This is a genomic window from Cesiribacter sp. SM1, assembly GCF_020178975.1.
Lineage (GTDB): Bacteria > Bacteroidota > Bacteroidia > Cytophagales > Cyclobacteriaceae > Cesiribacter.
Window position 1 is genome coordinate 51,479 of the sequence record NZ_JAHXBU010000088.1, and the last position, 12,990, is coordinate 64,468.

The 12,990-nt window shown below is 47.0% G+C and carries 10 protein-coding genes; 8 read left to right on the forward strand and 2 right to left on the reverse strand.

Annotated features, from left to right (window positions below):
• Positions 1-6: 6 nt before the first annotated feature.
• Positions 7-1,032 (reverse strand): ScyD/ScyE family protein, encoded by a 1,026-nt coding sequence (locus KWJ01_RS14100; protein ID WP_224997183.1) that lies wholly within the window; start codon positions 1,030-1,032, stop codon positions 7-9.
• Between the two features lie 878 nt (positions 1,033-1,910).
• Here KWJ01_RS14100 and KWJ01_RS14105 point away from each other — a divergent pair.
• A complete protein-coding gene (locus KWJ01_RS14105; protein ID WP_224997184.1) occupies positions 1,911-2,363 on the forward strand; it encodes a hypothetical protein in 453 nt (150 codons plus the stop codon).
• A 159-nt stretch (positions 2,364-2,522) separates the two neighbouring features.
• Positions 2,523-3,170: a VOC family protein gene (locus KWJ01_RS14110; RefSeq protein ID WP_224997185.1), complete on the forward strand. Its 648-nt coding sequence runs from the start codon at positions 2,523-2,525 to the stop codon at positions 3,168-3,170.
• A gap of 136 nt (positions 3,171-3,306) precedes the next feature.
• Here KWJ01_RS14110 and KWJ01_RS14115 read toward each other — a convergent pair whose 3' ends face one another.
• Positions 3,307-3,870 (reverse strand): DUF4251 domain-containing protein, encoded by a 564-nt coding sequence (locus KWJ01_RS14115; protein WP_224997187.1) that lies wholly within the window; start codon positions 3,868-3,870, stop codon positions 3,307-3,309.
• A gap of 262 nt (positions 3,871-4,132) precedes the next feature.
• On the opposite strand from KWJ01_RS14115, the gene dnaE reads away from it, so the two are divergent.
• The 6 genes from dnaE (at position 4,133) to KWJ01_RS14145 (ending at position 12,911) form a co-directional block, all read left to right on the forward strand.
• Entirely contained in the window at positions 4,133-8,377 is a 4,245-nt protein-coding gene (gene dnaE, locus KWJ01_RS14120) for a DNA polymerase III subunit alpha (protein ID WP_224997189.1), read from the forward strand.
• A 216-nt stretch (positions 8,378-8,593) separates the two neighbouring features.
• Positions 8,594-9,013: a hypothetical protein gene (locus KWJ01_RS14125; protein WP_224997190.1), complete on the forward strand. Its 420-nt coding sequence runs from the start codon at positions 8,594-8,596 to the stop codon at positions 9,011-9,013.
• Positions 9,014-9,233: 220 nt separating this feature from the next.
• Positions 9,234-9,764: an alpha/beta hydrolase gene (locus KWJ01_RS14130; RefSeq protein ID WP_224997192.1), complete on the forward strand. Its 531-nt coding sequence runs from the start codon at positions 9,234-9,236 to the stop codon at positions 9,762-9,764.
• A 336-nt stretch (positions 9,765-10,100) separates the two neighbouring features.
• Positions 10,101-10,424 (forward strand): thioredoxin, encoded by a 324-nt coding sequence (trxA, locus tag KWJ01_RS14135; RefSeq protein WP_224997194.1) that lies wholly within the window; start codon positions 10,101-10,103, stop codon positions 10,422-10,424.
• A 280-nt stretch (positions 10,425-10,704) separates the two neighbouring features.
• Entirely contained in the window at positions 10,705-11,811 is a 1,107-nt protein-coding gene (locus KWJ01_RS14140; RefSeq protein WP_224997196.1) for an alkene reductase, read from the forward strand.
• A 185-nt stretch (positions 11,812-11,996) separates the two neighbouring features.
• The gene (locus tag KWJ01_RS14145; RefSeq protein ID WP_224997198.1) at positions 11,997-12,911 is read left to right on the forward strand and encodes a glutaminase; all 915 of its coding nucleotides are present in this window, start codon (positions 11,997-11,999) and stop codon (positions 12,909-12,911) included.
• Positions 12,912-12,990 lie beyond the last annotated feature (79 nt).

The window sequence follows — 12,990 nt, forward strand, 5'->3', positions numbered from 1 at the left end:
GTAGCTTTACCAGATAATACGGGTTACGGTACCATCTGCCAGGCTTGTAACATAGGCTTTGCGGCCATCGAGCTCAAGAGAGGTGGGCATGTTTAGCTTGTCTTTCAGAATTGTTTGGGTAGTACCATTGGCTATGATCACCTTACCCTGCATGGGCTGAAAGCCTCCGTTAGCCAGTGAAAACTCACTGAACTGCAGTACCATAGGCAGCTGGTCATGTCCCAGGGCTATGTCCACCAGGCTGGTGAAGCCTTCCTGGTATACCGAGATATTGCCGTCATGGTCAAGCTCATAAATGCGTGATTCACCAGCCGGGAAAGGGAAACCGATAAGGGTAGATATCAGGAAGCGCTCTCCATCCCAAACGATACCATTGGGTACAACATCAATGGTGGGCGGACCAACTGGTGTTGGGTTCGGGATATCAGGTATAAAGGCAAACACACTTAAGGAAGCATCTCCAGCATCCCTTCTTATAATTGCATTAGCGGCAGCATCCACAATAAACAGATCGCCCCCGGGCCCAAAGGTAAGATTGTAAAGATTGCTCTCATTTGTATCGAGGGGGCCAAAATCATAATCCAGAATAAAGCTGCGGATCTCATGATAAGCAAGCTCACTTGCTTGCACAGGCGTGCTGCCCGGTCTGAATTTAGAGACATCAGCCATATACAACCTACCATCAACCTCACTCAAAATGTACAGCATGCCATTTTTATACGCCAAATGGTTTACCCCTCCCGGTAAGCCCTCGGGATTGATATAAGTAGGAAAGCCAACAATTGCCGGGTATACCATGCCCCCGGGCATGATCATAGATACCTGACCATCGAATGCACCGGGGCCGTTTTCACTAACCCATAAACGGTTCTGGTCTCCCATAACCAGTCCAATGGGGGCACTTAAGCCGGTAGCATAGGTCTGGACAAGTGGTTTTGTAGGTTCCACCTCATCAAAAATGTCGTCAAGGTAGTGGCAGCTGGTAATAGTCATTACCAGTGCCATCAAGAGCAGAAGGGAGAAATTTTTCATTTTGTGAAAGTTTAGTTAAAAAATGTTTAAAAACAGGTCAATCAGTAAGCATGTACCAACAGGCGGACGATCCGGGGTCGGCCTGGAAATATGGGCTGGCAGCCTCAGCAATTGACCAGAGGGAGGGGCAGGTAAAATATTTTTTCTACTCCCGTGGCTTTTGATATCAAGGGGATGCCAGGGAGGTAAAAAATAAAGGCAGCGCAGGCATAGGAAGCGCAGCAGCCTTAGCAGTTGTTAATTTTCAGGCTTCTGAAAGTGTAGATCAGACCACCAGCTTATAGAGGCAAACAAACAGTTGCAGGGACTTCAGCAGATCAGATCTGATCTGCTGTATCGTAGTGTGGAATCATTGCTAGCTATTTTCCACTTCAGTTGTTTTGGCTGTAAAACCATGCTAAAGCAAAAAATAACATACCTGCGGCGAGTTAACAACAGCACCATTTGCAGGGCGGATATTTCTATCAGGGTACCCTTTACAGGTGTTGCTTTATAAGCATTACTATGCCTGGCTTAGGGAGGCACAACGGCAATAGATATGCCTTTATCTTAAACAAGTTAGAACATAAAAAGGATTAACAGATGTTTTGTTTTGATTTTTCATGAAGATCAGATTAAAGAAAAGGGAAATTAAGCCCAGCAAAGATAAGCCACAGCTGCATGTTGTATCCGAAGGATCATTTCGGCCGGTTGGCCACACATTCAGGTAAGCTTGTTTTGTATATTTTTATAAGTTTTCTCACAATTCATATGCCTATAAATCATATGGTTGACCTGTTTTAGTAAGATTAGTTCTAGAATATCTTGCTATAATTCCAACCATCCTGCGCTGATTTAAGTCTTGAGATAAGAAAATATTCTCTGACTTATTTCAGATCATGAAGTACCTCTTCTGTATTCCGGTTTTCTTGTTGATCTTTTCCTGTGAAAAGGGGCCTGGTGATGAATTGCTCATTGATTCATTAGTGGAGGTGGAAATGGCAGAAGCCGCAGTGGGAGGTGGGGAGCAGGTAGTACTGCATTGTAAAACCCTGAAGGAATACATCTGCTACGACTATGTAATCGGCTACGACAGGAACGGTGATGGTGATGTGATCAGAATTGATTTTCAGCACATAGCGCCTGGTGCTTCGCAGCAATGTGCCTCTGCAGTAGGGCCTGCAAGAGCCAGTATAAACCTGGGTAATCTTGAAAATGGTGAATACGCCATAGAATTAAACAATGGTAAGCAGCTTAATAAGGGAACCCTGGAAGTTTCAGATAAAGAACTTATTCTGAATTTTCCGAAGCAGACAGGGATAGATATCCTGACCCCTGTAGTACTGCGGTAGGAGCCAACATTGATTTTTTTTAGCTGCTTAAGCAAAAAGTTAGCATGGCTAACATTCTCCCTGGCAATAGTTGTAGATGCCGTTATTTTATCATTCCCGCCAGGAGTAGTTTGTTATAATAACATCCAACCTCACTATCTTTCCAGAAATACCGAAAGCATGGAGATTGGTCATATCTTTATTTTCTCTGACAGTGATGGCGCTGAAGCTGACGAGTTATTAAGCTTTGGACTGCAGGAGGGCAGCAATCGCGTACATCCGGGACAGGGTACCCGCAACAGGAAGTTCTATTTTGAAAATTTTTACCTGGAGATACTCTGGGTAAACAACGTAAACGATATAACGAACCCGCTGACTGCTCCAACAAAGCTGTGGGAACGGGCAAATCATCTACAAAACGGCAGCTCTCCCTTCGGGCTTTGTCTGGAGTATTCAGCAGATACAGACAGGCTCTTCGAGGGTTGCCTTAAATACCAGCCTGTTTATCTGCCTGAAGGTATGGCGATAGAAGTGATTACAAACCAGGAGAATCCTTACCTGCCCTGGACTTTTCGCTGGCCTCCAATGCCTGGGATGAAAAAAGCGGAAGAGCCAGTTGATCATCAGCCAGCGCTGAAAAAGCTCACAAAGATACGGTTTGGTATACCAGAAACTCACTATCAGAATGCCTACACCAGCTTCTTCGGAAATAATGGGAAGATCTCATTCGAGCCAGCCCCGCAACACCACCTCACCCTGTATTTTGATGAGGGGAGGGCGGGGCAGCGCAAAACGTTTCATGCCCTGCCTTTAACAATGGCATACTGAAGGACTAAAATTGATTGCAACTGGATGAGAGCAGCTTACCCTGGCAAGAGCAAAAAAAACTGCTTTACTGTAGCGGAAAGTATCCTGACTACAAGCAAAGCAGTTGATGAGATTTATAGCGACTGATCTATAAATATTAGATAATTGGCCGGCCTTTGAAGATACGAGACTCTTCAAGGTCACTAAACTGGCCCTGGAATGTTGCCCTGGCTCCCCAGTTTCCCAGCACAGTAGCGCGGGCATAACCATTGGCCTGTACGCTTAAGTTTAAGGTAGAGAGCCCTAACACAGGGTCCTGGAACCTAATCATAACAGATACACCATTTTTTTCATTGTGTACCTCGTAATCCCTGATGGTACCATTAATGGTAATGCCCCCCAGGCCATTATAGCCAACGCCATGGTTATTGGCAGTCTGAACGATAACCTGATCACCCTCTACCATGATGAAGTTAGTATTAGGGCTTACCTGGTACTGATAACCATACCTGCCAGCAAGTGTCGTAGCCTCAAGTACATAAGTCTGATCCTTTACCAAACTTACCAGCAGCTCATGATTCTTTCTTTCCTCTTCTTCCTTAAGCCGTTTTCTTTCGGCTTTCTCTATCTTCTTCTGCTCTCTGCTGCTGGTTTGTGCCCATCCAGCCTGAGCTGCAAAAACCAACGCGAGTCCCAGTAAAACTATTTTAAATATTTTCATGCTGTTTTGTTTTATATCTTACTGATAATGAATCAAAAAATATGCCATCTAATGCCTGGTGGATTCTTAAATAGTGTTAAAAATGGTGTTTGCTGTAGAGGCTTTTGGCTAAGTTAAAACTGTTAAGCTTTTTAAAACCATGGAGGTTTGATAATGGCCTTTTCGCTATCTTTGTTACCCTGCCTCATCGGGGGCAGAGGTGTTTCCTTTACTTTTAAAAGTGTAGGAACTACTGCTCTTTCAACCATTGTTAGCTGCTTGCATGTATTTAATATTCGATACCGAAACCACCGGTTTACCCAAGAATTATAACGCCCCGATTACCGATCTGGACAACTGGCCGCGCCTGGTACAGCTTGCGTGGCAGTTGCATGGTGCAAAGGGCGAACTGCTCAATGCAGGCAACCACATAGTAAAGCCGGATGGTTTTACCATCCCCTATAATTCGGAGAAGATCCACGGCATCAGCACCCAGATGGCCCTGGAGATGGGTAAGCCGCTGAAGGAGGTGCTGGAGATCTTTGCTGCTGATGTAGCCAAAGCCGGGGTGCTGGTGGGCCATAACGTAGAGTTCGATATTAATGTGATGGGGGCGGAGTTTATCCGCGGTGCAGTGGCCAGCAAGCTGCTCGAAACAGCCATCCTCGATACCAAAGAAGTCTCAACCGACTTTTGCGCCATTCCCGGCGGCAGGGGCGGTAAATTTAAGTGGCCCACGCTTACTGAGCTGCACACCAAGCTTTTTGGCGAAGGCTTTGGCGATGCCCACGATGCAGCCTACGACGTGCATGCCACCACCCGCTGTTTCTTTGGCCTGATAAGCCATCAGGTGGTGAAGCCTTTCGATGCCACGCCCTACGCTGAGATCGTATATGAGGCCCCGGAGCTGGATGCTGCCAACTTTGCCAAACGCAAGGAAGAACCCAAGGATGGTGCCGGCTTAGTTCTGGACAAGGCTGCCGCCAAAAAAATCGACAGCCCTTTCTCGCACCTGCACGTTCACACCCAGTACTCCATTCTGCAGGCAACACCAAACATTAAAAACCTGGTTAAAAAGACCAAAGAACTGGGTATGAAGGCTGTGGCCATGACCGACCATGGCAATATGTTTGGTGCTTTTATATTTGTGAAGGAAGCCCTTGCCGCAGAGCTGAAACCTATTGTTGGCTGCGAGTTTTATGTGGCCGAAGAGCGTACTACGCTTAAGTTTACCAAAGACAATCCCGATAAGCGCTTTAACCAGGTACTGCTAGCCAAAAATAAAACAGGTTACCATAACCTGGCCAAGCTAAGTTCCCTGGCTTATATGGAGGGTAATTACGGCCAGTACCCTCGCATAGACAAAGACCTGATCTGCCAGTACCGCGAGGGTGTGATTGCTACCACCGGCGGTCTGGATGGTGAAATTCCAGGTCTGATCCTGAACGTTGGTGAAGGCCCGGCAGAAGATGCCTTCAAGTGGTGGCACGAATGTTTTGGCGATGATTTTTATGTGCAGCTGCAGCGCCATGGCCTTGATGAAGAAAACAAGGTAAACGAGGTATTGCTTGGTTTTGCCCGTAAGTATGGCGTGAAATACTTTGCAGCCAATAATGTATACTACCTCGATAAAGCCGATGCCGGTGCACACGATGTATTGCTTTGCGTGCGCGATGGTGAGATGCAATCAACACCCATTGGCCGGGGTCGTGGCTATCGCTTTGGCTTTCCAAACCAGGAGTTTTATCTGAAGTCGGAAGACGAAATGAAGGCACTCTTTGCCGACCTGCCGGAGGCCATTGAGTGTACCCAGGAAATTGTAGATAAAATAGAAACCTATAAGCTGCAGCGCGATGTGCTGCTGCCTAAATTCGATATCCCGGCCGAATTCCGGGATCCGCTCGATGAAGAGGATGGCGGTAAAAGGGGGGAGAACAATTACCTGCGCCACCTTACCTACGAGGGGGCCAGGAAGCGTTATGCCGAAATCACGCCTGAAATACAGGAGCGCCTCGATTTTGAGCTGGAGACGATTGCCAAAACAGGTTACCCCGGCTATTTCCTCATTGTACAGGACTTTACCAACAAAGCCCGCGAAATGGGCGTGGCCGTAGGGCCGGGCAGGGGATCAGCGGCGGGATCGGCCGTAGCCTACTGCATTGGTATTACCAACGTAGACCCCATAGCCTACGACCTGCTGTTCGAGAGGTTCCTGAACCCCGACAGGGTATCACTCCCCGATATTGATATTGACTTCGACGACGAAGGCCGCGGTGCGGTTATTGATTATGTGGTAAAGAAATATGGGCAGAACCAGGTATCACAGATCATTACCTATGGTACCATGGCAGCCAAATCGGCCATTCGTGACTGTGCCAGGGTAATGGAGCTGCCACTCCAGGAATCTAACGAGCTGGCCAAAATGGTGCCGGAGAAGCCTGGCACAACCCTGGCAAAAGCCTTCAAAGAGGTGCCCGAACTCAAAGCCATCCGCGATGGCCGTGGCCTCAGGGCAGAAGTGCTGAAGCAGGCAGAGATCCTGGAGGGTTCCCTTCGCAACACCGGTATACATGCCTGCGGTGTAATCATTACGCCCGATGACATCACCAAGTATATACCGGTAGCTACCTCCAAAGATGCGGCGCTGGTAAACACCCAGTTCGATAACTCGGTAGTAGAAAGCGCCGGTATGCTGAAGATGGACTTCCTGGGCCTGAAAACCCTGTCCATCATCAAAACAGCTATACAGTACATCAAAAAGCGCCATGGCGTAACCATCGATCCGGATACCATTCCGCTCGACGACGAGAAGACTTACGAACTCTACCAGCGTGGCGAAACCAACGGTACATTCCAGTTCGAGTCGCCCGGTATGCAAAAGCACCTGCGCAACCTGAAGCCGGACAAGTTCGAGGACCTTATTGCCATGAACGCCCTATACCGTCCGGGTCCGCTGGAGTACATCCCTAACTTTATTGCCCGTAAGCACGGCCGTGAGCCTATTACCTACGATATACCTGCCATGGATGAGTACCTGGGTGAGACCTATGGTATTACGGTATACCAGGAACAGGTAATGCTCCTGTCGCAGTCGCTGGCTGGTTTCTCCAAAGGCGATGCCGACGTATTGCGTAAGGCTATGGGTAAAAAGATCTTTGCCCTGCTGGAGAAACTTAAGCCTAAGTTTGTAGAGGGCGGTAAGGAGCGGGGGCATGATCCCAAAGCACTGGAAAAAGTCTGGAAAGACTGGGAAGCTTTTGCAGCCTATGCCTTCAACAAATCGCACTCTACCTGCTATTCGGTGGTGGCTTACCACACCGCCTACCTCAAGGCGCACTACCCGGCAGAGTACATGGCTTCGGTGCTCACGCACAACCAGAGCAACATTGAGAAGGTAACCTTCTTTATGGAAGAGTGCCGCAACCAGGGCATCAAAGTATTGGGCCCCGATGTAAACGAATCGGATGTGCAGTTTATGGTGAACGATGCCGGGGAGATCCGCTTTGGTCTGGGAGCCATCAAAGGTGCAGGCGAAGCTGCCGTGGAGGAGATCATCAACGAAAGAAACAAAAAAGGCAAATACAAAGATATTTTTGATTTTGCCAAGCGCGTTAACCTGCGGGCAGTAAACAAGAAGACCTTTGAATGCCTGGCCATGGCTGGTGGTTTCGACTGTTTCGAAGACTGCCACCGCCGCCAGTACCTGCACAACGACGAAGCAGGGGAAGGTACCCTTATTGAGCTGGCCATTAAATGGGCTCAGCGGGCCCAGCAGGAGGAAGACAGCGCCCAGGTAAGCCTTTTCGGTGGTGCAGGCAGTGGCACTGTAGCCATTCCCATGCCACGTCCGCCACAGGTAGAGCCTTTTGGCGACCTGGAAAAGCTACGGATTGAAAAAGAGGTGGTTGGTTTTTACCTAAGCGGCCACCCGCTCGACCAGTTTAAGCTGGAGCTGCTCCAGTTCTGCAACACCCGCTGCAGTGAACTAAACGACCTGCCCACCCTGCGCAGCCGTAACCAGGTAACCCTGGGGGGAACAGTTACGGATGTAGGCCACCGCATGACCAAGAACGGCAAGCCCTTTGGCACACTTACCCTTGAAGATTACGAAGGCTCTTTTACCTTTTATCTTTTCGGCGAAGACTATACCCGTTTTAAGGCTTTCCTCACGCCGGGCTGGTTCCTGCACCTCACGGGCAGTGTACAGTCTAAGCCCTGGAAGGAAGATGATCTGGAATTCAAGATCACCAACATTCAGCTGCTGGGCGATATCAGGAGCAAACTGGCCAAAACCCTGAAGCTAAAGGTGCCGGTGCAGCACATTAGCAAAGAGCTAATTGAGCTGCTGGAGCAGGTAGGTTCAAAATTCCCGGGTAATTGTGAGTTGAAAGTTTCAATAGAAGCACACGAGAATGGCCAGGGCATGGAGGTAGAACTCCTTAGTCGCAAATACCGCATCGACCCCTCCAACGATCTGTTCAAACAGCTGGATGTGCTTAAGCCGGATGTGGAGTATAGCCTGGGGTAATGGTAATGGGGCGCAGTAGAAGCATAGAGGTCTTGAAGCTGTATAAAGTTTAGTAACGATGATTGATGATTGTTTAACCGTTGATCAAAGCAACTAGCAATCATTTAGTAAAGCGGGTTGTTTTCTTACGTGAGAATGCTTTTGCCAGCAAGTGATTATTGTATTTCACTTTTGTTTTGCTGATTTGCAGCCTAAACTTTATTTGTTCACACATTTATGATTGCCGCTGCCAAACCCACAACGAAGCTTTATGAAAAATCATACCTGGTAATTGAATATGATGCAGAGAAAAAGCTGCTTATTCAAAACTGGAGAGGTTTTGCTACTTCTGCTGAATTCAGGGAAGGGATAGAAAAGTCTGTAGAAATATTCCGGCAAAAAAAGCCTTCCAGGTTACTGTCCAACACCCAGAACAGTTCGCTGGTAAAAAAGGAAGATACAGAGTGGGCGGCAACCTATGGCATCGGCAATATGCTGCAGAATGGATTGAAAGCTGTTGCTTTCATCATCTCTACTAATGCATTTACTCAAATGTCTGTATCAAATTTTAAAGATCAGACAAAAAATGCTCCTTTTGTGATGCAGTATTTCGATGATGTTGAAAAAGCTACCAATTGGTTGCTTACAGTTCAATAGCACCTCATCAAAAGAATAAACAAAGGCCGGTAATTTCTGCTAAGAAGTTACCGGCTTTATTGTTGTTGAAAGAAATTTAGCACAAGGGCGCATCAGGGTATGGCACAATAGATCAGAATTGTTCAACGATAAAGGGGGGGAGAATAGGAACCACTGAGATAGAAAAATTCATACCTATGTCTTATCATTGAGCCTCATTCCGTTTTATTGTTTCTGAAGTATGATCATCAACATTCCAGGTCTTAGAAATTCTGGTCCGGACCATTGGCAAAGCTACTGGGAGCAGCAGTATCCGCAGTATTTTGTACGTGTAGAGCAGGAGAACTGGCAGGAGCCTGAAAAAGAGGCCTGGGTAGCCCGTCTAGGGCAAGTAGTAGACCTGTACAAACCGGAGGAACTTGTGCTGGTTGGACACAGTGTTGGTTGCGCCACCATTTTGCATGGGGTTAAAAAGTGGGGCTGGAAATTAAAAGGAGCCTTACTGGTAGGACCCAGTGATGTTGATCACCCTAACTACCCGCCATACATCAAAAACTTTGGGCCCATGCCGCTCGATCAGCTGCCTTTCCCCTCCCTGCTAGTAGCTAGCGATACCGACCATGTAGTATCGTTGCAGCGGGCTACTTACTTTGCCTCATGCCTGGGCAGCCGGCTGGAGGTAGTGCGTGAAGCAGGGCATTTCCTTCCTAAAGATGGCTACGGCCCATGGCCTGAAGGTTTAAAGCTGCTGCAGGAGCTTGGTGCTTTTTGACTGGCAGTGGCCTTTTCATGTAGTGTTGCATAACCTGGCATATCAGGCAAACAAGCAGCCTGCGTAAGCGTTCTGTCATTTTAAGGTTGGTAGTACAATGGCTTTGAAAGATAAAAATTGTACTATAAAAAAATATGATAGTTGTATCAGAAAAGCTGATAGAACCCTAACTTCAGCTGCAACTTGTTAGTTACTTGATGATTAACAGCTGTTTTATTGTAGCGTATGGCATTGATGAGCTAATCCTAAGCTTTTGCCTGTTAGCCACCTGGCATTAAGCGGAAACTTTTTATTGTATATTTGTGTCTTCTTACCATAAAGTTAAATTTTTCAGTCATGGGTAAAGCAATAGAAATTACCGATTCTAATTTTGAAGAAATAGTGAACTCCGACAAGCCAGTACTGGTAGACTTTTGGGCGGAGTGGTGCGGACCTTGTAAAATGATTGGCCCGGTTGTAGAAGAACTGGCCGGTGATTACGAAGGCAAGGCCGTAGTAGGAAAAGTTGATGTTGACAGCAACCCTGAGGTATCTGCTAAATTTGGTATTCGCAGCATTCCAACCCTGTTGGTTTTCAAGAACGGCCAGGTAGTAGACAAGCAGGTAGGTGCCGTTAGCAAAAACATTCTGGCTCAGAAGCTGGACGCACAAATGGCCTAAGCGTAGCTTATAAATATATAAAGAGCTCCTCCTTTTCAGGTGGGGCTTTTTTATTGATCTTTTTTCAATGCCAGAGGAGGAGGTGCAGGAATAGTACAATGTTCATCCTGCCACGCTTTTGCTTTTTTTTTATGCTTTTATAGTGATTTTTCCCATTTTCTGGCGGATTGTAAAGGTTTCCTCATGAATATTCATCCTTTTTCTAATTTCCGGAAATAACTCTTTTAAGTCTAAATCCGTAGTTTAAACATTGAATGATGTTACATATAGACTTACAAAGATGAATCATAATAAACCTCTTTTAACCCCTTATACGTTAGGTGATCTGGAGCTTAAAAACCGGGTGGTAATGGCTCCCATGACACGTAGCAGGGCTGATAACAAGGATAAAGCTCCCACAGGTATGCATGCAGAGTACTACCGCCAGCGCGCCTCTGCAGGTCTTATCATTTCAGAAGGATCGCAGATTTCTGAACGTGCCGTTGGTTATATCAATACCCCTGGTATACATACACCTGCACAGGTGGCGGGCTGGAAAAAAGTAACTCGGGCAGTGCACGAAGAGGGCGGCAAGATCTTTTGCCAGCTGTGGCATGTTGGCCGTATGTCGCACCCCGATTTTCATGGGGGAGAGTTGCCACTGGCACCCTCTGCTTTCAATCCCAACTCCAAGTCCTATACCCCCGAGGGCTTTAAGGATACGGTAACACCAAAGGAAATGAGCCTTGAAGAAATCAGGCAGACCATAGCAGACTTTAAACAGGCTGCTAAAAATGCAATGGATGCCGGTTTTGATGGCGTAGAGATTCATGCTTCCAATGGTTACCTGCTGCAGCAGTTTTTTAACCGCACTTCCAACATGCGCACAGATGCTTATGGTGGCTCCATAGAAAACCGTGCCCGCATTCTGTTTGAGGTAATAGATGCCATTAAGGAAGTAATGCCTGAAAACCGCATAGGTGTGCGGATGAACCCGTCCCTGCACGGTACTTTTGGTATGGAGCTGGATGAAGAGAGTATTCCTACCCACGACTATATCGCCAGAAAGCTTAATGAGTATAAGCTGTCTTACCTGCATCTTTCTGAGCCGTTTACAGATGTGAGCAAGCTGCCATATGCAGAACCCCATATTGCAAAACACTATCGTCCGCTGTACAAGGGCACGCTGATCATCAATGGGGGATTTGACGAAGAAAAGGGCAATAAAGTAATTTCTGCAGGCGAAGCAGACCTGGTAGCCTATGGTAAGCTCTTTGTCTCTAACCCTGATTTACCGCTGCGTTTTGAGCATGATGCACCACTGGCAGAGTGGGATGATAAAACCTTTTACACTACAGGCGAAGAAGGCTATATCGATTACCCTTTGCTGGAAGAAATAGAGCGATAGTAGCGCTTAAACGATTTATCTGTTAATAAGCAATGAGCAGCAGGCCCGGAAAGCAGTATTTGCCCTTCCGGGCCTGCTTTTTTAATGGCACTAGATTTCAGGTTAAGTGAGCAGGGCAGTTAAAGGTAAAACACTTTTCGGGTGACCAGGCTTTTTATAGCTAGTAGTAAGAAATTTAAGCCCTCATGGATTACAAAAAGATACTTGATGAAATTTACCTGGAAGCCAAAGTTTATAAGGGGCAGGGGGAGCTGGCAAGATACATTCCCGAGCTGGCCCTGGTAGATCCGCTTAAGTATGGTATACATCTTTCTACAGTAGCAGGAGAGGACTACAGCCTGGGAGATAGCAAGGAACGATTTTCCATTCAAAGTATATCAAAGGTGCTTTCGCTGGCGCAGGTGCTGCCTCTGCTGGGAGAAACACTTTGGGAACGTATAGATGTTGAGCCTTCCGGCAACCCATTCAATTCTATTGTGCAGCTGGAGTATGAAAACGGCATACCACGAAACCCCTTTCTGAATGCAGGGGCGCTGGTAATGGCAGATATTCTCATCAGCCGCTTTGATGATCCCATGGAATCTTTTTTGTCTTTTGTGCGGGAGCTTTCAGGCAATAGTACTATTGAGTACGATAAAAAAGTGGCAGCTTCTGAAATAGCAACTGGTTATCTGAATGCCTCGCTCATCAACATGATGAAATCTTACGGCAACATCCTGAATGATGTAGATAAAGTGCTGGAGTTTTACTGCCACCAGTGTTCCATAGCGATGAGTTGTGAGGATCTGGCCCATGCTTTTATGGCGTTTGCTGATGAAGGCTGTCTCTACAAATCAGATTCACGAGTTCTGAAGAAGTCACAGGTAAAGCGTATCAATGCCCTGATGCAGACCTGTGGTTTTTACGATGAGGCTGGTGAGTTTTCGTATAGAGTAGGCCTGCCCGGAAAGAGTGGCGTAGGCGGGGGGATCGTTGCGGTACACCCCAAATGTTACAGCATTGCCGTCTGGAGCCCTAAACTTAACCCCAAAGGCAACTCTGTGCTGGGCATGAAAACACTGGAGCTGCTTACAACTAAAACAGGTACTTCCATTTTTTAACCAACACAGACCTTAGCGGCTTATAGAACAGGAAACCAAAAAACGGTGGCTGAAAGGCCACCGTTCTGTATTTGTCTAC

Excerpts from the sequence above, each read along its gene's own strand:
- KWJ01_RS14100 (WP_224997183.1), bottom strand. The coding sequence starts at position 1,032 with ATGAAAAATTTCTCCCTTCTGCTCTTGATGGCACTGGTAATGACTATT.
- KWJ01_RS14105 (WP_224997184.1), top strand. The coding sequence starts at position 1,911 with ATGAAGTACCTCTTCTGTATTCCGGTTTTCTTGTTGATCTTTTCCTGT.
- KWJ01_RS14110 (WP_224997185.1), top strand. The coding sequence starts at position 2,523 with ATGGAGATTGGTCATATCTTTATTTTCTCTGACAGTGATGGCGCTGAA.
- KWJ01_RS14115 (WP_224997187.1), bottom strand. The coding sequence starts at position 3,870 with ATGAAAATATTTAAAATAGTTTTACTGGGACTCGCGTTGGTTTTTGCA.
- dnaE (WP_224997189.1), top strand. The coding sequence starts at position 4,133 with ATGTATTTAATATTCGATACCGAAACCACCGGTTTACCCAAGAATTAT.
- KWJ01_RS14125 (WP_224997190.1), top strand. The coding sequence starts at position 8,594 with ATGATTGCCGCTGCCAAACCCACAACGAAGCTTTATGAAAAATCATAC.
- KWJ01_RS14130 (WP_224997192.1), top strand. The coding sequence starts at position 9,234 with ATGATCATCAACATTCCAGGTCTTAGAAATTCTGGTCCGGACCATTGG.
- trxA (WP_224997194.1), top strand. The coding sequence starts at position 10,101 with ATGGGTAAAGCAATAGAAATTACCGATTCTAATTTTGAAGAAATAGTG.
- KWJ01_RS14140 (WP_224997196.1), top strand. The coding sequence starts at position 10,705 with ATGAATCATAATAAACCTCTTTTAACCCCTTATACGTTAGGTGATCTG.
- KWJ01_RS14145 (WP_224997198.1), top strand. The coding sequence starts at position 11,997 with ATGGATTACAAAAAGATACTTGATGAAATTTACCTGGAAGCCAAAGTT.